The sequence below is a fragment of the Novosphingobium sp. BL-S-24 genome, from assembly GCF_055521575.1.
In genome coordinates this window covers 1,866,529-1,888,017 of the sequence record NZ_CM145488.1, presented here as the reverse complement: position 1 = coordinate 1,888,017, position 21,489 = coordinate 1,866,529, and the positions used below count along the sequence as shown (strand labels likewise).

The following is a 21,489-nucleotide window of genomic DNA, read 5'->3' as shown; positions in this document are numbered from 1 at the left end:
TGCTGCGCTGCAGCAAGTTCCGCGCTGGCCTGATCGAACACCGCGACCCGTTTACCGACCCGGACTACCGGAGACGGTATCGGATCAGTGGGCCGCCCCCCAGCTGACGCCTGAGCCGATCTCGACCCCCAGGGGAACGTCGAGTGTCACCGCAGGCAGAGCAGCGTCAGCCATCACCTGACGGATGACGGGCGACGCCGCCGCCACGTCTGCTTCGGGCAGTTCGAACACCAGTTCGTCGTGCACCTGCAGGAGCATGCGCACATGTCCCAGGCCTGCGTCCGCCAGTGCGGGCGTCATGCGGACCATCGCTCGTTTAATGATATCGGCGCTGGTGCCCTGGATCGGCGCGTTGATCGCGGCCCGCTCCGAGCCTTGCCGTTCTGCCTGGTTCTTGGAATTGACTCGCGGGAACCAGGTCTTGCGACCGAAGAGGGTTTCGGAATACCCCTTGGCCCGAACGCTTTCGAGCGTTTCGTGAATGTAGCGCTGAATGCCGGGGAATCTTTCGAAATAGCGATCGATCATTGCCTGCGCTTCATCCGCGCCCACTCCCAGCCGCCCCCCCAAACCCCAGCGGGAAATGCCGTAGAGGATGGCGAAGTTGATCGTCTTGGCCCGCCCTCGCGTATCGCGATCGACCACCCCGAACATCTCCATCGCAGTGCGCGAGTGAATGTCTTCGCCATGTGCAAACGCGTCCTTCAGGCTGGGAACGTCCGCCATGTGCGCGGCAAGGCGCAGTTCGATCTGAGAGTAGTCCGCCGACAACAGCACGTTGCCGGGCTCCGCCACGAAACAGTCACGGATCTGGCGGCCTATCTCGGTGCGGATCGGTATGTTCTGAAGGTTCGGATCGGTGGAGGAAAGCCTGCCGGTCTGCGCTCCGACCAGGCTGTAGCTGGTGTGGACCCGTTGGGTCGCCGGATTGATCGCGGCCTGAAGCGCCTCGGTGTAAGTGGAGCGAAGCTTGGACAACTGCCGCCATTCGAGCACGCGGGTAGCCACTTCGGCCCCTTGCGCAGCCAAGCCTTCCAGGATGGACTGGTCGGTTGAATACTGCCCGCTCTTGCCCTTCTTCCCGCCCTTGTAGCCCAGCTTGTCGAACAGGATGTCGCCAAGCTGCTTGGGGCTGCCGATCGTGAATTCCTGCCCAACCTTGGCGAAGATGTCTTTCTCCAGCGACCCGATGGCTTCGGCGAACTGGCTGGAGAGACCCGCCAGCTTCTCCCGGTCCACCCTGATCCCGTGCCGCTCCATTTGCGCGACAACCGGGATGAGTGGGCGATCGACTCGCTCGTAAATTCGGGTGCCTGCCTCGTAAGACAGTCTGGGCCGCAAGTGGCTGTGCAACCGCCAGGTAACGTCCGCGTCCTCGGCGGCGTACTGTGTCGCGCGGTCGAGCGGAACTTCGCCGAAGGGAATCGCCTTCTTGCCGGTTCCGCAGATGTCCTTGAACGTCAGGGTCGTGTGCGACAGATGGCGCTGCGCCAGCTCGTCCATCCCATGCCCCCCGCCGATGCCATCCAATGAGCGACCGGCATCGAGGCAAAAACTGATGATCATCGTATCATCGACGGGCGAGACGTTTATCCCATGCCGCGCCAGCACGTTCAGGTCAAACTTGATGTTCTGCCCGACCTTCAGGATCGCATCGCTTTCCAGCAGGGGTTTCAAACGTGTCAGGGCATTTGCAAGCTGCACCTGTTCCGGTCTTTCCGAAAACATATCAGTCCCGCCGTGTCCCAGCGGGATGTAGCAGGCCTCGTTCGGGCCAATGGCCAGACTGATCCCAGCGAGATCGGCACGCATCGAATCCAACGTCGACGTTTCGGTATCGATGGCGACGACCCTTGCCGCCGCCGCTCGGGCGATCCACTCATCCAATTGCGCTTCGGTAGTCACGCAGTCATACGCCATGCGATCGACCGCAGGCCATTCCGGCAGTTGCTGTCGAGCCGCGCCAGCGTCTGCCTTTGCGGCCTGATTGACAGGCTTGGCCGGATTGAGCTGCGTTGTGCGTTCAGGGCTTCCGGTTCCAGTGTCGAGCCGTTTCAAAAGGCTGGTGAAACCGTGCCTCCCCAGAAAGGCCGCCAATGGCTCGGGCGGAATGGCGTCCAACCGGAAATCATCCAGCGGCAGGGGAAGCGCGCAATCCTCCTTAAGCGTCACCAGAACCTTGGAGAGCCGAGCCTGGTCGGCCTGTTCTATCAGGCGTTCCTGCAACTTGGATTTCTTCATGTCCGGGGCTGCGGCCAGCGCCGTTTCCAAATCGCCATAGTCCTGGATCAGCTTGCTCGCCGTCTTGGGACCAACCCCGAACACACCGGGCACATTATCCACAGAGTCGCCCATCAGCGCCAGAACGTCACCAACCTTCTCCGGCGGAACACCGAACTTTTCGATCACCTCCGGTATATCGATGCGCTGGTTCTTCATGGTGTCCAGCATGTCGATGCAGCCGCCTTCGAACCCGTCGTCAGGTTGGGCGCACTTGCCGACAAGCTGCATCAGGTCCTTGTCGGACGAAACGATGGTAACGTCCCAGCCACGCCGGGTCGCGGCCCGCGCATAGGAAGCGATAAGGTCGTCGGCTTCGTAACCGATCTCTTCGATGCACGGCAAGGAGAACGCCCGCGTCGCATCCCGGATCAGCGGGAACTGCGGGACGAGATCTTCCGGTGGTGGGGGGCGGTGAGCCTTGTACTGATCGTAGATCTCGTTGCGGAAGGAGATCGAGCTCGCGTCCAGGATCACCGCCAGATGCGTCGGGCCATCTGCCTTGTTGAGGTCTTCCGCCAGCTTCCACAGCATGGTCGTATACCCGTAAACCGCACCGACAGGCGTTCCTTCCGGGTTGGTTAGCGGGGGCAGCCGATGATAGGCACGAAAGATGTAGGCCGAGCCGTCGACAAGATAGAGATGCTGCTTGGAGTCCATGGCCAATGCCCTAGCAGCGTGGGGGCGGCACGTCAGCATATGTGTCGTCATGAATTCCTTTCGGACACTAGGAACCCAAGCTGTGCATAGGAGTTTTGGCGGAGCGCTTGAAACGCCGACACGCGCCAAGTACGACGGGGTTGAGCCCGCCGATGAAGGCTCAAGCGGCGGTTTCGCCGATGGGGTAATCTGAAAAGAGGGATTAAGCACAAATGCGCAAAATCGTTTTCGCCGCCGCTGCTACCGTAGCAGCCATGTCGCTTGCAGCCTGCTCTGAAAAGACCCAGGACGCGACCGAAGCCGCCGCGTCGTCGGCTGGCGATGATATTCAGGCTTCCGCCACTGGCGTAGGCGAGGCGCTGGACCGCGCTGGCGACAAGGCTTCCGAAGCTGCAGATGATACGGCCGACGCTGCCAAGGACGCTGCCAAGAGCGCCGAAAAGACCACTGACGACATCGCTGCTGATGCTCAGAAAGCAGCAAATGACGTCGCCAACGAAATGGCCGACAAGACAGACGGCAACCCGAAGACCAATTGATCGGGTTGATCCAGTGAACGAAAAAGGGAGCTTATCGGCTCCCTTTTTTATGCCCTTCGTCAGCGCGCCGCAGTTTGCGGAAACGCCGATGCTTCGCTCTGATATCCATTGAAAATCGTGCGGGCGATGCTGGAGATCCGCGCTTCCCGGCCGGGCCTGCCACCCTGCCCCGTCACATAGATCGCGACGGCATAAACCCTGCCTTCGGGCGTCTGGATGATGCCGACGTCGCTTGACGTATTGTTGAGGGAGCCGGTCTTATGGGAAACGCTGACGGTGCTCGGCAATCCGGCGGGAATCCTGCGCTTGCCGGTTACGCAGCGGCCCATGGCACCTAGAAGTACATTGCGGCTCGATGGGCTGAGCCACTTGCCCTGATAGATACCGGCGAGCAGCTTCACCATGGCATAGGGCGTGGCACTGTCACGATTGTCGACCACCCGCGCCGGATCAATCGCACCGTCGTCGCGGACCAGGGTCGCGATATCACGATCGATGTGCCAGTCGTCGATCCCTGCGCGCTGCACCCATGCGTTCACTGCCTTCGGCCCACCGACGACCTTAAGTAGTGCATCGGTCGCGTAATTGTTGGATCGGGTGATCATCAATTCGATCAGGCGCGTCGCGCTCATGTATTCGCCGGGACGAACGGGCGCGATGGCGCTGGAAAACGGGGCCGAGGCTACCGGCACCATCAACGGAAATTCGCTGCTGAGGCTCCATTTGCCTTTGTCCACGCCATCCAGAAACGTGGCGGCAATGGCGATCTTGCTGGTACTCGCCATAGGGAAACGCTGATGGCCCAGCACATCGACCATGCGGCCCGTGCTCAGGTCCATTGCCGCCACACCTATGCGCCCTTGGGAAGCGTTAGCGACGGCTGCGAGCTGCTGGCCAAAGGGGGACGAGTACGTCCGGGGCGCGCGCTGCTCTGTGCCGAAAATGTCATCGAAGCTGCTCTGAACTTCGACTTGTTCCGTCGCTCTGGTAACCGGACCCAGTGGTTCCGCGTGCGCAAAGCCGAGTGGCGCCAGAACGCCCAAGAGCGCCAATGTAACGGAATTGATCACGCCGCCGATGTTCATGCGGCGTCGCGAAAAGAACCGGTTTGCCCGGGTCATGCAGCCCCCACCCTAAGATCGTCCATATTCCAACAAGTTACAGAATCCACGACCAAGCGCCACCCGCCAGCGACGAACTGCGTGGATTATGCGCCAATTGCCAAAGTGCGCAGCTTTCTTTCGCCCTGATGAACCATCGGATCCGCCGGACAAATAGCAAACATTGGTAGGTAGACAGCAAAAGGGCCGAACAGCAGCGCTGTCCGGCCCTTTCGTTTTTGGCAGATTGGCCAACGGGAGAACCTCTTCTCCCGCCTACCCCGAGCTTCTTAGAAGCCCATGTCGCCCATGCCGCCCATGCCGCCGGGCATTGCCGGCATTGCAGGCTTGTCCTCGGCGCGCTCGACGATCGCCGCTTCCGTGGTGATCAGCAGACCGGCAACCGAAGCTGCGTCCTGCAGCGCGGTGCGAACGACCTTGGTCGGGTCGATGACGCCAGCGGCCTTGAGGTTTTCATACACGTCGGTCGACGCGTTGAAGCCCAGCGACTCGTCCGACTGGTCGAGCAGCTTGCCAGCGACAACCGCGCCGTCGCTGCCGGCGTTCTCGGCAATCTGCTTCACCGGGGCGGTGATCGCCTTGCGGATGATGTCGATGCCGCGGGTCTGGTCTTCGTTCGCGCCGGACAGGCCTTCGAGAGCCTTGGTTGCGTACAGAAGAGCCGTACCGCCACCGGGGACGATGCCTTCTTCAACGGCTGCGCGGGTAGCGTGCAGAGCATCGTCAACGCGATCCTTGCGCTCCTTCACTTCGACTTCCGAAGCGCCGCCGACCTTGATGACAGCTACGCCGCCAGCAAGCTTGGCGAGACGCTCCTGCAGCTTTTCGCGGTCGTAGTCTGAAGTGGTGACTTCGATCTGCGAACGGATCTGGTCAACGCGACCCTTGATGTCTTCGGCCGAACCGTTGCCATCGACAATCGTGGTGTTGTCCTTGTCGATCGTGATCTTCTTGGCCTGGCCAAGCATGCCGAGCGTTACGCTCTCAAGCTTGATGCCGAGGTCTTCGGAGATCATTTCACCGGCGGTCAGCGTGGCGATATCGCCCAGCATGGCCTTGCGGCGATCGCCGAAGCCAGGAGCCTTGACGGCTGCGATCTTCAGGCCGCCACGCAGCTTGTTGACGACGAGCGTGGCGAGAGCCTCACCCTCGATGTCTTCGGCGATGATCAGCAGAGGACGACCCGACTGCACGACCGCTTCCAGGATCGGAAGGAGCGCCTGGAGCGACGACAGCTTCTTTTCGTGGATGAGGATGTACGGATTTTCAAGCTCGACCGTCATCTTCTCCGGGTTGGTGACGAAGTAGGGCGAGAGGTAGCCACGGTCGAACTGCATGCCTTCGACGACATCGAGTTCGAACTCGAGACCCTTGGCCTCTTCGACGGTGATAACGCCTTCCTTGCCGACCTTTTCCATGGCTTCGGCGATCTTCTCACCGACTTCCACGTCGCCGTTAGCCGAGATGATGCCGACCTGGGCGATTTCCGACGAACCGGCGACCGGGGTCGAGCGGCTCTTGAGGTTTTCAACGACCTTGAGAACGGCAAGATCGATGCCGCGCTTCAGATCCATCGGGTTGGTGCCGGCGGCGACCGACTTCATGCCTTCGCGAACGATCGCCTGGGCAAGAACGGTTGCGGTGGTGGTGCCGTCACCAGCCTTGTCGTTGGCCTTCGAAGCCACTTCGCGCAGCATCTGCGCGCCCATGTTCTCGAACTTGTCCTTGAGTTCGATTTCCTTGGCGACGGTGACGCCGTCCTTGGTGATGCGCGGAGCGCCGAAGCTCTTGTCGATGACGACGTTGCGGCCCTTGGGGCCCAGGGTCACCTTGACGGCGTTGGCGAGGGTGTCGACACCGGCGAGAATGCGCTCGCGAGCGTCACGCGAAAAGCGTACGTCCTTGGCAGCCATATCAGTATTCCTTCAAAAAATCAGCAGGATGGGAAACGGTCAGCTCAGCCGATAACGCCGAGAATGTCCGATTCCTTCATGATCAGCAGGTCTTCACCGTCGACCTTTACTTCGGTGCCCGACCACTTGCCGAACAGCACGCGATCGCCGACCTTGACGTCGAGCGGCGTGACGGTGCCGTTTTCAGCGCGGGTGCCGGTGCCGATCGAAACGATCTCGCCTTCAGCCGGCTTTTCCTTGGCGCTGTCTGGGATGATGATGCCGCCAGCCGTCTTTTCTTCGGCCTCGACGCGGCGCACGAGAACACGGTCGTGCAGCGGACGAAATGTCATTGGGTTATCTCCCTAAATCCAACGAACTGAAATTGGATTGGCACTCTACAATGAGGAGTGCCAACGCGCCGGGATATGGTCCGGCCCAGGGCGGGCGTCAAGCGGTGACCGACAGAAAAAATTCAAGGTCTGTCACCTTCACGCCGAGCCGGTGTCCAGCAAGGATGGTCCGGCTGGATGACTACGCGATGACAGCGTGGACGACAGGCGCCGACGTGCGGCGACTGCCCGTGTCGCGGATCAGGCCGAACCGCTCGCGCCAATGCCAGCGGATCAGCAACAGCGCCGCCGCCACGGTCAGTCCCACCGCCAGGCCCACCCACACGCCAACTCCGCTCAGCGGGGTGAACAACCCCAGCGCCACCGATGTCACGAAACCGGCCGCCCAATACCCGACAATAGCGATGACGGCCGGAATGCGCGTGTCTTGCAGTCCGCGAAGAGCTCCGGCGGCCACGGCCTGCAGGCCATCGGTAAGCTGGAAGACTGCGGCCACGAAAAGGTACTTCATTGCGAGCAGCACCATGCCCGCGTTGGCCGCGGCCGACACGTCGATGTACGCCGATAGAATGAACTTCGGGAACACAAGCATAGCCAGCGCCGAAACAGACACGCAAGCCATACCGATCGTGATTGCCGCCCAGCCCGCGCGCCCCATGGCGGCTCTGTCTCCCGCGCCGAAGTGATAGCCGACGCGGATAGTTGCGGCCTGGCCCACGCCGAACGGAACTTGAAAAGCGAAGGCGGCGATCTGTAGCGCGACGGTATGGGCGGCGAGTTCCGCCTCTCCGATCCGGCCCATCAGGAATGCGGCGGCGCTGAACAGGCCGCCCTCGGCGATAAGGGTCGCGGCGATGGGGAGGCCCAGCGCCAGCATCTGGCGCATCCGTTGCCATTCCGGCCGCCACCAGCGGCCAAAGATGTGGAACCGGCGCAAGGCGCGGTCAGATCGGATGGCGAGCACATAAGCCAGTACGGTGGTGCAGGCGGTAATGACGCTGGCCATCGCGGAACCGTTCAGGCCCAGCGCCGGCATGCCAAAGTTGCCGAAGACCAATGCATAGTTCCCCGCCGCGTTGACCAGAATTGCCAGCGCCGTGATCATGGTGGCGAACACCGGGCGGCCAAGCGCCGAAACGAACGTGCGCAGGACATTGGCGATCGCCATCGGCACCAGCGCCAGCGCCACGATGCGAATGAAGCCGTTGGCCAGTTCGACGACGTGCGGGTCCTGCCCGGTCGCAAGCATGATCGTTTCGCCAAGGAAGCAGAAACCTGCCCCCGCCAGACCCAGCAGCACCGCCAGCCACAGCGCCATGCGTGTGGAGCGGCGCACTTCCCGCACGGAATTGCGGCGATGGCCGATTTCGGCGGCGATCAACGGCGCAACGGCCCCGGTAACGCCGTTCAGACCCATCATCACCACCGCGACGAGTGCCACGGCCAGGCTCGACGCCGCCAGGGATTCCTGCCCCAGACGCGCCACGAAAATGACATCGATGGCGAAGACCGCCATCTGCAGCATGTTGGCGAGAGCAAGCGGCCCGGCCAACCGAGAAGTGGCCAGCAATTCCGCGCGAAACAGGGGATCGAAAAGGCTCTTTGACATGCGCGGTCGTCCTTAGAAGGTGCGGCGATGCTAAGAAAGCCATTCCTGCGACGTGGATAGATTTGTATGGGGAGACAGACGTTTCGACTATTTCCCTACGCCGCCCTCTCCTTTAGCCAGCACGCCAAGGAGCTGCCGCGATGACCATCAAAATGCCGACCCGTCCCCTGCCTGCCACGCTTGCTCTGGCTGTATCATTGGCACTGGCCGGTTGCGGAGATGCGCCTTCCGAACGATCTGCAGCACCAGAGAACGCCGATCACGCGGTGCCGGTAGCCTCGGCAGTGGTCGATCCTGCCCCGCCGGCATTCGCCGTCTGCCGGTCCTGCCATTCGACGCAGGCGGGCCAGAACGGGATCGGGCCGACGCTGTTCGGCATTTATGGGAAAAAGGCCGGGTCCGCTCCGGGCTATGCTTTCAGCCCTGCGCTCAAAACATCCGGCGTGACGTGGGATCGCGCTACTCTGGATACCTGGCTCGAAGGTCCGACCAAGATGGTGCCGGGGACCAAGATGGTTCTTCCCGTCGCCGACCCCGCAAAGCGCAAGGCCATCATCGACTATCTCAAAACGCTGAAGTGACCGGCAGCTGCATGTGAAAGGGGCCTTGCGCTCCCACGCAAGGCCCCGTCGTGCGGGCGTCCAGGGGACATGCAGACGCCTACGACAACTATTTCAGACCTTGTGGCCCGGCGTTGCGGCTTGCTCGGGGGAAGCCTGCGCTTTCGCCGGGATCGCCTGACCGCCTGGCTTGGCTGCATCGCACCCATCGGACGCGGCCTGGGTCAGCTTGGGGGCCGCGCCAGAACCATCCGAACTGTAGGAGACAGACCGGGTGCACCCATTGGTATCGGTCGAGGACGAGTAATACGTCATCTGCATGCCTTGCGGGAGCTTGCCTTCTGCTACCGAGAGACCGGGTACCGCCGAACCATCACTGGCCGACGCCAGGGCATTCTGCTGCATCTGTGCCGCCTGCTGCTGCATGACAGCGGCGCGCTGCATCATCGCGTTCATCTGAGCGTCCATCGCTGCCGATATCCGCTGCATCTCTAAGAAAGGATCGGCCATGACCGGCATCCCCGCCGGCGACATGGCATCGGCGGGAACGAACTGAATCCGGGGCGCCACATCGCCCAAATACTGGACATGGACCACCGTGCCGTCCGGCGCGTCGACCTTTAGGGTATGGATTTTGTCGGTTGCAGCTTCCGCTACGCCAGCACCAAGGATGGCCAGCCCGGCAGCGCCTACAAGATACTTGCGAGGGGGCATGCGCATTGGGATGGTTCCTCCTTCGTGACTTGGCCCTTTGCGATGCAAAAACTGCTCTTGCGAAGCTGAACGCAGGATTACGGAAGAGGCTGGACACCCGCCAAACAAAAAGGGCGGCCCGTTGCGGGGCCACCCTTCCTGTGATCTTGTCCGGTATGACCCGGAAAAGAAGATTACTTGAGTTCGACGGTGCCGCCGGCTTCTTCGATCTTCTTCTTGATCTCTTCGGCTTCAGCCTTCGAAGCGCCTTCCTTGACGGGCTTCGGAGCGCCTTCGACCAGAGCCTTGGCTTCAGCGAGGCCCAGACCGGTGATGGCGCGGACTTCCTTGATGACCTGGATCTTCTTGCCACCGTCGCCGGTGAGGATCACGTCGAATTCGGTCTTCTCTTCAGCGGCGGCGCCAGCGTCGCCACCACCAGCCGGTGCGGCTACGGCAACAGCAGCAGCGGCGGAAACGCCCCATGCTTCTTCGAGGGCCTTGGCGAGGTCAGCGGCCTCGAGGACGGTCAGCTGCGACAGTTCTTCAACAAGCTTGGCGATGTCTGCCATGATATTCACTCCTGATCTGTGGTCCCACCGACGCCTCATGCGAACCGGCGGGATAAATCGTTAGAAACGCAATGCTGGCTTGAAAGCTCAGGCGGCGTCCTTCTCGGCGTAGGCGGCAAAAACGCGAGCCAGCTTGGCCGCCGGAGCGGTGGAAAGCTGGGCGATCTTGGTCGCCGGGGCCTGGACGAGGCCGATGAGCTTGGCGCGCAGTTCGTCGAGCGAGGGCATCGAGGCGAGCGCCTTGACACCTTCGGGGGTCAGAACCTGCGAACCCATCGCGCCGCCGACGATCTCGATCTTGTCGGTCGTCTTGGCGAATTCGACGACGGCCTTGGCGGCTGCGACGGGGTCCACCGAAGTGGCGATGGCCGTCGGGCCGGTCAGGAAGTCGCCGATACCAACGTAGTTGGTGTCCGCGATGGCAAGCTTGGCAAGACGGTTCTTCGCAACCTTGTAGTCCGCACCAACGTCACGCATCTTTCCGCGCAGGGCGGTGGACTGAGCCACCGTCATGCCGAGGTTGCGGGTGATGACCACCGCGCCGGCCTCGGAGAAGACCGCGTTGAGCTGGGCGACCGATTCGGCTTTCTGCGAACGATCCATGCCTTACTCCTTCACAATGGCTGCAAAAGGAGAACCTTCCGCAGCCGGCTACATAGTCCAGGACAGGCCGAAGCATGCCCTGGGCGAGTCCGTTCGAAGGGGAAGGAGTATCGACAACACCCAACAGATGGGCGAAACCGAAAGTGGCACCGTGCTCTGTTTCAGAGCGAAGGGCCGGAATTTCTCTGTCCCCGCCTAGGCTGCAAATTAAGGGGGGAGCCCCCAGCAACTGTCTCGGACGGATGATCGACAGGGTTTAACCCGTCGGTCGGGGCGGGCCAATGCGGCAGATTGCCAAGAGAGTCAAGGTCGATCGAAGGCCGAGTGTTTACGCAAAGAAGGGCAGCTTTGCCAAAGCTGCCCTTCGGTTACCGGGCGTGACGGCCGGGGTTATGCGTCGATCAGATCGGGCTTGGTGCGGGCTGCCTGACCGGGCGAGCGGTAGTCGCGGAAATCGAAGTTCCTGCCCTGCACCGGTGCAGCCTCGCCCGCCTGCTCGCGGTGCGCCAACTGAATGCGGGCGCGACGCATGCGTGATTTGTGCGAGGTGAACGGGTTATCCTCGTCCGGCTCGGCCGCGACCATGCGCTCCAGCAGATCCCGACGTTCATCAGCGGTCTGCGGTATGGGCGACGATGCCAGAATGGCACCTGCCGTATTGGCAGCGCCGTTATAAGAGGCCGGTCGGGCTGCACCGCGATCCATCGTGGTGACGTATCCGGCTGGCGCTGCAACCGGGGCCACAGGAGCAACCGAAGGGATTGGTTCGGCGACATCGCTCAGTACCAAAGGCTCTGTTTCGTATTCCGCCTCCTCAGTCGTGGGATCATCACGCCGGCGACGCATTGCTGCTATGCCCCACCCCGCTGCGCCAAGGGCGGCGAGCAGTCCGACGATGCCTGCAACTGGCAACTCGCGGTTAGAACCGTCGACTGCCGGGGTAGGTGCTGCAGCGACAGGAGGCGCGGCTTCTGGTTGCGTCGTAGCAGGGGCCGGCGTTGCGGTGGCGGGGGGAACCGAGCCTTGGGCCAAAGCGGGACGTGCTGCTGTCCCCTGGCTCTCAGCCGTAGGCACGCGAGGCGCGGATGACGTAGCCGTAGTTCGGCTAGCCCGAGCGGCGGGGCGCGCCTGCTCTGCAGGCTGCTCTGCGGCCTGAACAGATTGCGCTTCCGCAGGCGGCGGCGCTGCATTCGGCAGAACGACTGTCGGTACAGCAGTCGAAGATGTTCCCGAGGTCGTCGCTGTATCGACCGGGGCCGTGGGGGCCGTCGCTTCCGGCGGCAAGGTCACCGTGGGCGATGCCGGCGTAGCAGCCGTATTGTCCGGCGTGACCGGGACGGCAGGCGATACTACGGCTTCCTGCGCCTGCACTGTGGCAGCAAACGGGATGGCAGACAGCGCCAGGACAGCGGCAATCGCGGTCACGGCACGGGGCGAGCGGGGGATACTGTTGTTCGTCATGACAGGTAAAAGCGCAGAGCACTTCATCGGAGCCAATAAACTTTGAAATACAGGACAAGTTGAATATCTAAGAGCGGTGAATTGCTTTACTCGCCTACTTCAACTGATCGATCATGACTGTTTTCTGTACGCCAGATTAATGAAATAAGCGCCTGGCCGCCTATCTGAAGGTGACTAAAGCGCTTCTTAAAAGGGTCCGTACGAGCAACCGCCATCCTCTCATCCATCCGGAGCATTCCCGTCCTTCGTGTTTGACACTTTTATCTCGGCCTTCTATAGGCGCCACTCGCTCGTTCGCTTCGAGCAAGACGGATCCATGCGCGGGGGTCTGTCCGGGAAGGAAGCGGAAGAGAGCATCATCCGACGTGAAAGGCTGCTGGCTGCAGGATCTCCCATCCGGGAATCCGCGAGCCAGGCGGCCTTTTCTCGTTTCGGATGCCCTGCCTGCGGGCAGGAGTATCGTCCTCGCGAAGACGAATTTTTCCGGTCCGGTTCGTGAAGCGAATCGAACTTTTGAAGAGGCAAGACCAGCTCATGGCCACCAAGCCCGTCGATAGTGCGCCCCGCTCTGCGAAGAAGCGCATCCGCAAGATCTTTGGCGACATTCACGAAGTCGTCCAGATGCCCAACCTGATCGAAGTCCAGCGTGAGAGCTACGAACAGTTCCTCCGCTCCGATCCTTCGACCGGATATGTCTCGGGCCTGGAAAAGACACTGCGCTCGGTATTCCCGATCCGCGACTTCGCCGGAACCAGCGAGTTGGACTTCGTTCACTACGAGCTGGAAGACCCCAAGTACGACGTGACCGAATGCCGTCAGCGCGGCATCACGTACGCAGCGCCGATGAAGGTCACGCTGCGCCTCATCGTGTTCGAAGTGGATGCAGAGACCGAGACCCGTTCGGTCCTCGATATCAAGGAGCAGGACGTCTACATGGGCGACATGCCCCTGATGACGGAGAACGGCACCTTCTTCATCAACGGCACCGAGCGCGTGATCGTTTCGCAGATGCACCGGTCGCCGGGCGTTCTGTTCGATCATGACCGCGGCAAGACCCACGCTTCGGGCAAGTTCCTGTTCGCCGCCCGCGTGATCCCCTATCGCGGTTCGTGGCTCGACTTCGAGTTCGATGCGAAGGACATCGTCAACGTGCGTATCGACCGCAAGCGCAAGCTGCCGGTCACTGCACTGCTTTACGGCCTGGGTCTCGATTCCGAGCAGATCCTTTCGCATTTCTATCAGACCGTCACCTGGAAGCGTGGCGACGGTGGCTGGCGTTTGCCCTACACCCCCGAAGCATGGCGCGGTGCCAAGCCCGCGTTTGACATCGTCGACGCCAACTCAGGCGAAATCGTGTTCGCGAACGGCACCAAGATCAGCCCCCGCGCTGCCAACAAGGCGCAGAAGGACGGCCTGACCGAACTGCTGATCCCGACCGAGGAAATCTTCGGCCGCTACTCCGCCGTCGATCTCATCGATGAAAGCACCGGCCGCATCTACATCGAGGCTGGCGACGAAGTCAGCCCCGAGAACCTCGAAGCGCTTGACCATGCCGGGATCGACCAGATCGACCTGCTCGACATCGACGAGGTCAACACCGGTCCCTGGATTCGCAACACGCTCAAGGTCGACAAGGCCGAGAACCGTGAGATGGGCCTTGAGGCCATCTACAAGGTCATGCGTCCGGGCGAACCGCCGACGAAGGAAACCGCCGAAGCTCTCTTCGACGGCCTGTTCTTCGATGCCGATCGCTATGATCTCTCGGCCGTGGGCCGCGTGAAGCTGAACATGCGTCTTGGCCTCGACGCCGAAGACACCGTCACCACCCTGCGCACCGAGGATATCCTCGCCGTCGTCAAGGAACTGGTCGGCCTGAAGGACGGCAAGGGCGAGATCGACGACATCGACAACCTCGGCAACCGCCGCGTGCGTTCGGTGGGCGAACTGCTGGAAAACCAGTACCGCGTTGGCCTGCTGCGCATGGAGCGCGCCGTGAAGGAGCGTATGTCGTCAGTCGACGTATCGACGGTGATGCCGAACGACCTCATCAACGCGAAGCCCGCCGTGGCCGCCGTCCGCGAGTTCTTTGGCTCTTCGCAGCTCTCGCAGTTCATGGACCAGACCAACCCGCTGTCCGAAGTGACGCACAAGCGCCGCGTTTCGGCACTTGGGCCGGGCGGTCTGACCCGTGAGCGCGCCGGCTTCGAAGTCCGCGACGTTCACCCTACCCACTACGGCCGCATCTGCCCGATCGAAACACCGGAAGGCCCGAACATCGGTCTGATCAACTCGTTGTCGACTTTCGCCCGCGTCAACAAGTACGGCTTCATCGAAACCCCGTACCGCAAGGTGATCGACGGCAAGGTAAGCGGCGACGTCGTATACCTTTCGGCGATGGAAGAGCAGAAGCACACCGTTGCGCAGGCCTCGGCCGAAACCAACGACGACGGCAGCTTCGCGGAAGAACTCGTCTCGGCTCGCCAGAACGGTGAATTCGTGATGAGCCCGCGCGACCAGATCACGCTGATGGACGTTTCGCCCAAGCAGCTCGTCTCGGTCGCCGCATCGCTCATTCCGTTCCTGGAAAACGACGACGCCAACCGCGCGCTCATGGGCTCGAACATGCAGCGTCAGGCCGTGCCGTTGGTTCAGGCCGATGCTCCGTTCGTGGGCACCGGCATGGAAGGCACCGTGGCGCGCGATTCGGGCGCTGCGATCTCGGCCACCCGCGCCGGCGTCGTCGATCAGGTCGATGCGACCCGTATCGTTATCCGCGCCTCGGGCGACATCGAGGCCGGCAAGTCGGGCGTCGATATCTATCGCCTTCAGAAATTCGAGCGTTCGAACCAGTCCACCTGCATCAACCAGCGTCCGCTGGTGAAGGTAGGCGATGTCATTGAAAAGGGTGACATCCTGGCCGATGGTCCGTCGACCGAGCTGGGCGAACTTGCTCTGGGTCGTAACAGCCTCGTCGCCTTCATGCCCTGGAACGGTTACAACTACGAAGACTCCATCCTCATCTCCGAGCGGATCGTGAAGGACGACGTGTTCACGTCGATCCACATCGACGAGTTCGAAGTCATGGCTCGCGATACCAAGCTTGGGCCAGAGGATATCACGCGCGACATTCCGAACGTTGGCGAGGAAGCCCTGCGCAACCTCGACGAAGCCGGCATTGTCTACATCGGTGCCGAGGTTCACCCCGGCGACATCCTCGTCGGCAAGATCACGCCCAAGGGCGAATCGCCGATGACGCCGGAAGAAAAGCTGCTGCGCGCGATCTTCGGTGAAAAGGCCAGCGATGTGCGTGACACCTCGCTGCGCCTGCCGCCGGGCGTTTCCGGTACGATCGTCGACGTTCGCGTCTTCAACCGTCACGGTATCGAAGTGGACGACCGTACCCGCGCGATCCAGAACGAGGAAATCGAACGCCTCGCCAAGGACCGTGAAGACGAACGCGCCATTCTGAACCGCGCGACCTACAACCGCCTGCGCGACATGCTGGTCGGCCAGACCGCCGCATCGGCTCCCAAGGGCGTCAAGAAGGGCGGCGAGATCGACGATGATCTGCTGGCTGAAGTCGAGCGTCACGAATGGTGGAAGTTCGCAGTCGCGGACGATCACATGCAGTCGCAGCTGGAAGCAGTGAAGACTCAGTACGACGTGACCGTGAAGGCGATCCAGGAGAAGTTCGAGGATCGCAAGGAGAAGCTGGAGCGCGGCGACGAGCTGGCTCCCGGCGTGCTCAAGATGGTCAAGGTCTTTGTAGCGGTGAAGCGCAAGCTGCAGCCGGGCGACAAGATGGCCGGCCGTCACGGCAACAAGGGTGTCATCAGCCGGATTCTGCCGGTCGAAGACATGCCGTTCCTCGAAGACGGCACGCCGGTCGATCTGGTGCTGAACCCATTGGGCGTGCCATCGCGCATGAACGTCGGTCAGATCTTCGAGACCCACCTGGGCTGGGCCGCACGCGGTTTGGGTCAGCAGGTCAAGCAGGCTCTGGAAGACTGGCGCCATGCCAACCCCAACCCGGAAGCCGCTGCTCCGCCGGAAGCGGTTCGTGAACGCCTCAAGACCATCTACGGCGCGCACTACGCCGACGATATCGAGAGCCGTGATACGGAATCGCTGATCGAACTGGCGCAGAACGTCTCGAAGGGCGTCCCGATGGGCACGCCGGTGTTCGACGGCGCGGTGGAAGCCGACGTGGCGGACATGCTGGAACTGGCCGGCCTGCACAAGTCGGGGCAATCCGACCTCTATGACGGCCGCACGGGAGACAAGTTCGACCGCAAGGTGACCGTGGGCATCATTTACATGCTCAAGCTGCACCACCTTGTGGATGACAAGATCCACGCCCGTTCCATCGGTCCGTACTCGCTTGTCACGCAGCAGCCGCTGGGTGGTAAGGCGCAGTTCGGTGGCCAGCGCTTCGGTGAGATGGAGGTCTGGGCACTCCAGGCCTACGGCGCGGCGTACACGCTCCAGGAAATGCTGACGGTGAAGTCCGACGACGTCGTCGGCCGCACCAAGGTCTACGAGGCGATCGTCAAGGGCGACGATACGTTCGAGGCCGGCATTCCCGAGAGCTTCAACGTGCTCGTCAAGGAAATGCGCTCGCTGGGCCTCAACGTCGAACTGTCGTCCATCGACACCGACGACGACGGCGTGGCGATCGCGGCGGAATAACGGGATCCGGCGGAGCCTCGCTGCTCCGCCGTCCCTGCGCTGCCTAGATAAATTCACCCCCAGAGGGATTGAACTATGAACGACCTGACCAAGTTCACGAACCAGATGGCAAAGCCCGAGACGTTCGACCAGATCCAGATCGGACTGGCGAGCCCCGAGCGCATTCGCTCCTGGTCCTTCGGCGAGATCAAAAAGCCGGAAACCATCAACTACCGCACGTTCAAGCCTGAGCGCGACGGCCTGTTCTGTGCCCGCATCTTCGGTCCCGTGAAGGACTACGAGTGCCTGTGCGGCAAGTACAAGCGCATGAAGTACAAGGGCGTCGTCTGCGAAAAGTGCGGCGTCGAAGTGACCGTGACCAAGGTCCGTCGCGAGCGCATGGGCCACATCGAACTGGCTGCGCCGGTCGCGCACATCTGGTTCCTGAAGTCGCTGCCTTCGCGCATCGGCCTGCTTCTCGACATGCAGCTCAAGCTGCTTGAGCGCGTGCTGTACTTCGAAAGCTACATCGTCACCGAGCCGGGACTGACCCCGCTTGAGAAGTACCAGCTTCTCACCGAAGACGAGATGCTCGACGCGCAGGACGAATATGGCGAAGACGCCTTCACCGCCGGTATCGGCGCTGAAGCCGTCAAGCACATGCTGATGAACCTCGACCTCGAGCAGGAGCGCGCCGACCTGCTGCAGGAGCTTGAGACGACGAAGTCGGAACTCAAGCCCAAGAAGATCATCAAGCGCCTCAAGGTCGTGGAATCGTTCATCGATTCGGGAAACCGCCCCGAATGGATGATCCTCGACGTCGTGCCGGTCATCCCGCCAGAGCTGCGCCCGCTGGTGCCGCTGGACGGTGGCCGCTTCGCGACCTCGGACCTCAACGATCTGTATCGCCGCGTCATCAACCGCAACAACCGCCTGAAGCGCCTGATCGAACTGCGCGCGCCTGACATCATCGTGCGCAACGAAAAGCGCATGCTGCAGGAAGCCGTCGACGCCCTGTTCGACAACGGTCGCCGTGGCCGCGTCATCACCGGCGCAAACAAGCGTCCGCTGAAGTCGCTGTCCGACATGCTCAAGGGCAAGCAGGGTCGTTTCCGTCAGAACCTGCTCGGCAAGCGTGTAGACTACTCGGGCCGTTCGGTCATCGTGACCGGTCCGGAGCTCAAGCTGCACCAGTGCGGCCTGCCCAAGAAGATGGCGCTCGAACTGTTCAAGCCGTTCATCTACGCCCGCCTGGACGCCAAGGGTCTGTCGATGACCCTGAAGCAGGCCAAGAAGTGGGTCGAAAAGGAACGCAAGGAAGTCTGGGACATCCTGGACGAAGTGATCCGCGAGCACCCGGTCATGCTGAACCGCGCGCCCACGCTTCACCGTCTGGGCATCCAGGCGTTCGAACCCGTGCTGATCGAAGGCAAGGCGATCCAGCTGCACCCGCTCGTCTGCTCGGCCTTCAACGCCGACTTCGACGGTGACCAGATGGCCGTCCACGTGCCGCTCTCGCTGGAAGCCCAGCTCGAAGCGCGCGTGCTGATGATGTCGACCAACAACATCCTGTCGCCCGCCAACGGCAAGCCGATCATCGTGCCTTCGCAGGACATGGTGCTGGGCCTGTACTACCTGTCGCTGGACCGCGACGGCGAGCCGGGCGAAGGCATGAAGTTCTCGGACATGGCCGAAGTGCATCAGGCGCTTCACGTCGGCGCCGTGACGCTCCACTCGAAGATCGAGGCGCGCGTCCCGCAGACGGACGAGGACGGCAAGCAGTACATGGCTCGTTTCAGCACGACGCCTGGCCGCATGTTGCTGGCCGAGTGCCTGCCGCGTTCGCACAAGGTGCCTTTCGACGTCGTCAACCGCCTTCTCACGAAGAAGGAAATCGGTGACGTCATCGATCAGGTCTATCGTCACACCGGTCAGAAGGACACGGTTCTGTTCGCCGACGCGATCATGACCCTGGGCTTCCGTCACGCGTTCAAGGCGGGCATCTCGTTCGGCAAGGACGACATGATCATCCCGGACAGCAAGGTTGCCCTCGTCGCCGAGACCAAGGAACTGGTCGCCGACTACGAACAGCAGTACCAGGACGGCCTGATCACGCAGCAGGAAAAGTACAACAAGGTGATCGACGCCTGGAGCCGTTGTGGCGACCAGGTGGCAAACGCCATGATGGACGAGATCAAGGCTCAGCCGATCGACCCCGAAACCGGTCGCATGGCTCAGATCAACTCGATCTACATGATGAGCCACTCCGGTGCGCGTGGTTCCCCGGCGCAGATGAAGCAGCTTGCCGGTATGCGCGGCCTCATGGCCAAGCCGTCGGGCGAGATCATCGAAACGCCGATCATCTCGAACTTCAAGGAAGGTCTGACCGTTCTTGAATACTTCAACTCGACCCACGGCGCCCGTAAGGGTCTTGCCGATACGGCGCTCAAGACGGCTAACTCGGGTTACCTGACCCGTCGTCTGGTCGACGTGTCGCAGGACTGCGTGGTCGTCGTCGACGATTGCGGTACGGAGCGCGCGCTGGAAATGCGTTCGATCGTGCAGGGCGGTTCGACGATCGCCTCGCTTGGCGAGCGTATCCTGGGCCGTACTTTGGCCGAGGACATCGTCGACAAGGAAGGCAACGTCATCGCATCGAAGGGCCAGCTCCTCGACGAGCCGGCGGTTGCCGCGATCGAAGCGACCGGCCTGCAGGCCGCCCGCATTCGTTCGCCGCTGATCTGCGAAGCCACCCAGGGCGTCTGCGGCACTTGCTACGGACGTGACCTTGCCCGTGGTACGCCGGTGAACATCGGTGAAGCTGTCGGCGTCATCGCCGCGCAGTCGATCGGTGAGCCTGGCACGCAGCTGACCATGCGTACCTTCCACATCGGTGGTGCGGCGCAGCTGAACGAAACGTCGCACCTCGAAGCGATCAGCGCAGGCCATGTCGAATACCGCGACATCCCGACGATCGTCGACAAGCGCAACCGTCTCCTGTCGCTGGCCCGCAACGGCGAGATCGTGCTGTTCGATAGCGAGGGCCGTGAGCGCGCGATCCACCGCGTTCCTTACGGTACGGTGCTGCTCCACAAGAACGGTGCCAAAGTCGAGCAGGGTGAACGTCTGGCTGAATGGGATCCGTTCACGTTGCCGATCATCACGGAAACGTCGGGCGTCATCAAGTATCAGGACCTGATCGATACCCGCACGCTGACCGAGCACGTCGATGACGCCACCGGCATGACCAGCCGCGTCGTCACCGAGGACCGTTCGACGGCCCGCGCCAAGAAGAAGGAAGACCTGCGTCCGCGCATCACCCTTCTCGATGACGCGAGCGGGGAAGCGGCACGCTACATGATGGCGCCGGGCACCACGCTGTCGGTCGAGGATGGCCAGGCGGTCGAAGCGGGCGACATCATTGCTCGCGCCAGCCGCGAAGCCGCCAAGACCCGTGACATCACCGGTGGTCTGCCGCGCGTTGCCGAACTGTTCGAAGCTCGCAAGCCGAAGGACAACGCGGTTATCGCCAAGGTTTCGGGTCGCATCGAGTTCGTCCGCGACTACAAGGCCAAGCGCAAGATCGCGATCATCCCGGAAGAGGGTGATCCGGTGGAATACCTGATCCCCAAGTCCAAGGTCGTGGACGTTCAGGAAGGCGACTGGGTCAAGAAGGGCGATAACCTGGTTTCGGGCTCACCCGATCCGCACGACATCCTGGAAGTCCTCGGCGTGGAAGCGCTGGCGGAGTATCTGGTGGCGGAAATCCAGGAAGTCTACCGCTTGCAGGGCGTGAAGATCAACGACAAGCACATCGAGGTGATCGTTCGCCAGATGCTGCAGAAGGTCGAGATCACCGACGGCGGTGACACCACGCTGCTGGCGGCCGAGCAGGTCGATTACGAGGAAATGGCCGAATACAACGCCAAGCTCGCCCCCGGCCAGAAGCCGGCCGAGGGCAAGCCGGTGCTGTTGGGCATCACAAAGGCCTCGCTGCAGACGCGCTCGTTCATCTCGGCGGCCTCCTTCCAGGAAACCACCCGCGTGCTGACGCAGGCGGCGGTCGAAGGAAAGAAGGACTCGCTGATTGGCCTGAAGGAAAACGTCATCGTCGGCCGTCTCATCCCCGCCGGTACCGGTGCGGGCATGAACCGGGTTCGCGTTGCCGCAACCAGCCGCGATGCCGCTCTGCGCGCCGCTACAAAGCGCATGCAGGAAGCCATGATCCTCGCCAACACGGCCGAGGAAGAACATAAGGCTGAACTGGCGCGCGATCCGGCGGACGATCTGGGTGACAGCCCGCTGGCAGCGGTCGAGGGTGAAACCCACGGCACGGACGCGGACGCTGGCGACTACCTGAACAAGGACGCAGCGGACGGCGAGGCGTAAGCCTTCCAGTCTAAGCAAGTCAAAAAAGGCCCCGTCGGAGCGATCCGGCGGGGCCTTTTGCTATGTCGGCAATCGTCTGGTGGATAAAG

Annotated in this window: 13 protein-coding genes; 4 read left to right on the top strand and 9 right to left on the bottom strand. The window is 62.0% G+C overall.

The annotated features are described in order from the left end of the window. Positions 1-84: 84 nt before the first annotated feature. On the bottom strand, positions 85-2,940 hold the full coding sequence (gene polA / locus ACZ1JM_RS14380; protein WP_465135086.1) for a DNA polymerase I: 2,856 nt from the start codon (positions 2,938-2,940) through the stop codon (positions 85-87). A 212-nt stretch (positions 2,941-3,152) separates the two neighbouring features. On the opposite strand from polA, the gene ACZ1JM_RS14375 reads away from it, so the two are divergent. Beyond that, positions 3,153-3,479 (top strand): hypothetical protein, encoded by a 327-nt coding sequence (locus ACZ1JM_RS14375; protein WP_465133054.1) that lies wholly within the window; start codon positions 3,153-3,155, stop codon positions 3,477-3,479. 59 nt (positions 3,480-3,538) lie between these two features. On the opposite strand, the gene ACZ1JM_RS14370 is transcribed toward ACZ1JM_RS14375, so the two are convergent. The 4 genes from ACZ1JM_RS14370 to ACZ1JM_RS14355 form a co-directional block, all read right to left on the bottom strand. Continuing rightward, positions 3,539-4,600 (bottom strand): serine hydrolase, encoded by a 1,062-nt coding sequence (locus tag ACZ1JM_RS14370; RefSeq protein ID WP_465133053.1) that lies wholly within the window; start codon positions 4,598-4,600, stop codon positions 3,539-3,541. 269 nt (positions 4,601-4,869) lie between these two features. Further along, positions 4,870-6,513, bottom strand: coding sequence for a chaperonin GroEL (gene groL, locus ACZ1JM_RS14365; protein WP_465133052.1), 1,644 nt, complete (start codon positions 6,511-6,513; stop codon positions 4,870-4,872). A 44-nt stretch (positions 6,514-6,557) separates the two neighbouring features. After that, positions 6,558-6,845: a co-chaperone GroES gene (gene groES / locus ACZ1JM_RS14360; protein WP_465133051.1), complete on the bottom strand. Its 288-nt coding sequence runs from the start codon at positions 6,843-6,845 to the stop codon at positions 6,558-6,560. 181 nt (positions 6,846-7,026) lie between these two features. Next, complete coding sequence (locus tag ACZ1JM_RS14355) at positions 7,027-8,454, bottom strand: MATE family efflux transporter (RefSeq protein ID WP_465133050.1); 1,428 nt, start codon at positions 8,452-8,454, stop codon at positions 7,027-7,029. Positions 8,455-8,594: 140 nt separating this feature from the next. Between ACZ1JM_RS14355 and ACZ1JM_RS14350 the strand changes: the two genes are divergently transcribed. Continuing rightward, a complete protein-coding gene (locus ACZ1JM_RS14350; protein WP_465133049.1) occupies positions 8,595-9,035 on the top strand; it encodes a c-type cytochrome in 441 nt (146 codons plus the stop codon). 93 nt (positions 9,036-9,128) lie between these two features. On the opposite strand, the gene ACZ1JM_RS14345 is transcribed toward ACZ1JM_RS14350, so the two are convergent. From ACZ1JM_RS14345 to ACZ1JM_RS14330, 4 genes are all read right to left on the bottom strand, one after another. Then, on the bottom strand, positions 9,129-9,734 hold the full coding sequence (locus ACZ1JM_RS14345) for a hypothetical protein (protein ID WP_465133048.1): 606 nt from the start codon (positions 9,732-9,734) through the stop codon (positions 9,129-9,131). Between the two features lie 167 nt (positions 9,735-9,901). Continuing rightward, on the bottom strand, positions 9,902-10,279 hold the full coding sequence (gene rplL / locus ACZ1JM_RS14340) for a 50S ribosomal protein L7/L12 (RefSeq protein ID WP_465133047.1): 378 nt from the start codon (positions 10,277-10,279) through the stop codon (positions 9,902-9,904). Positions 10,280-10,366: 87 nt separating this feature from the next. Beyond that, positions 10,367-10,882 (bottom strand): 50S ribosomal protein L10, encoded by a 516-nt coding sequence (gene rplJ, locus ACZ1JM_RS14335; RefSeq protein ID WP_465133046.1) that lies wholly within the window; start codon positions 10,880-10,882, stop codon positions 10,367-10,369. 390 nt (positions 10,883-11,272) lie between these two features. Next, on the bottom strand, positions 11,273-12,343 hold the full coding sequence (locus tag ACZ1JM_RS14330; RefSeq protein ID WP_465133045.1) for a hypothetical protein: 1,071 nt from the start codon (positions 12,341-12,343) through the stop codon (positions 11,273-11,275). A gap of 534 nt (positions 12,344-12,877) precedes the next feature. On the opposite strand from ACZ1JM_RS14330, the gene rpoB reads away from it, so the two are divergent. Continuing rightward, positions 12,878-17,032, top strand: coding sequence for a DNA-directed RNA polymerase subunit beta (gene rpoB, locus ACZ1JM_RS14325; RefSeq protein WP_465133044.1), 4,155 nt, complete (start codon positions 12,878-12,880; stop codon positions 17,030-17,032). Between the two features lie 75 nt (positions 17,033-17,107). Further along, positions 17,108-21,400, top strand: coding sequence for a DNA-directed RNA polymerase subunit beta' (gene rpoC, locus ACZ1JM_RS14320; protein ID WP_465133043.1), 4,293 nt, complete (start codon positions 17,108-17,110; stop codon positions 21,398-21,400). The last annotated feature ends 89 nt before the right edge of the window (positions 21,401-21,489 follow it).

Excerpts from the sequence above, each read along its gene's own strand:
- polA (WP_465135086.1), bottom strand. The coding sequence starts at position 2,940 with ATGGACTCCAAGCAGCATCTCTATCTTGTCGACGGCTCGGCCTACATC.
- ACZ1JM_RS14375 (WP_465133054.1), top strand. The coding sequence starts at position 3,153 with ATGCGCAAAATCGTTTTCGCCGCCGCTGCTACCGTAGCAGCCATGTCG.
- ACZ1JM_RS14370 (WP_465133053.1), bottom strand. The coding sequence starts at position 4,600 with ATGACCCGGGCAAACCGGTTCTTTTCGCGACGCCGCATGAACATCGGC.
- groL (WP_465133052.1), bottom strand. The coding sequence starts at position 6,513 with ATGGCTGCCAAGGACGTACGCTTTTCGCGTGACGCTCGCGAGCGCATT.
- groES (WP_465133051.1), bottom strand. The coding sequence starts at position 6,845 with ATGACATTTCGTCCGCTGCACGACCGTGTTCTCGTGCGCCGCGTCGAG.
- ACZ1JM_RS14355 (WP_465133050.1), bottom strand. The coding sequence starts at position 8,454 with ATGTCAAAGAGCCTTTTCGATCCCCTGTTTCGCGCGGAATTGCTGGCC.
- ACZ1JM_RS14350 (WP_465133049.1), top strand. The coding sequence starts at position 8,595 with ATGACCATCAAAATGCCGACCCGTCCCCTGCCTGCCACGCTTGCTCTG.
- ACZ1JM_RS14345 (WP_465133048.1), bottom strand. The coding sequence starts at position 9,734 with ATGCGCATGCCCCCTCGCAAGTATCTTGTAGGCGCTGCCGGGCTGGCC.
- rplL (WP_465133047.1), bottom strand. The coding sequence starts at position 10,279 with ATGGCAGACATCGCCAAGCTTGTTGAAGAACTGTCGCAGCTGACCGTC.
- rplJ (WP_465133046.1), bottom strand. The coding sequence starts at position 10,882 with ATGGATCGTTCGCAGAAAGCCGAATCGGTCGCCCAGCTCAACGCGGTC.
- ACZ1JM_RS14330 (WP_465133045.1), bottom strand. The coding sequence starts at position 12,343 with ATGACGAACAACAGTATCCCCCGCTCGCCCCGTGCCGTGACCGCGATT.
- rpoB (WP_465133044.1), top strand. The coding sequence starts at position 12,878 with ATGGCCACCAAGCCCGTCGATAGTGCGCCCCGCTCTGCGAAGAAGCGC.
- rpoC (WP_465133043.1), top strand. The coding sequence starts at position 17,108 with ATGAACGACCTGACCAAGTTCACGAACCAGATGGCAAAGCCCGAGACG.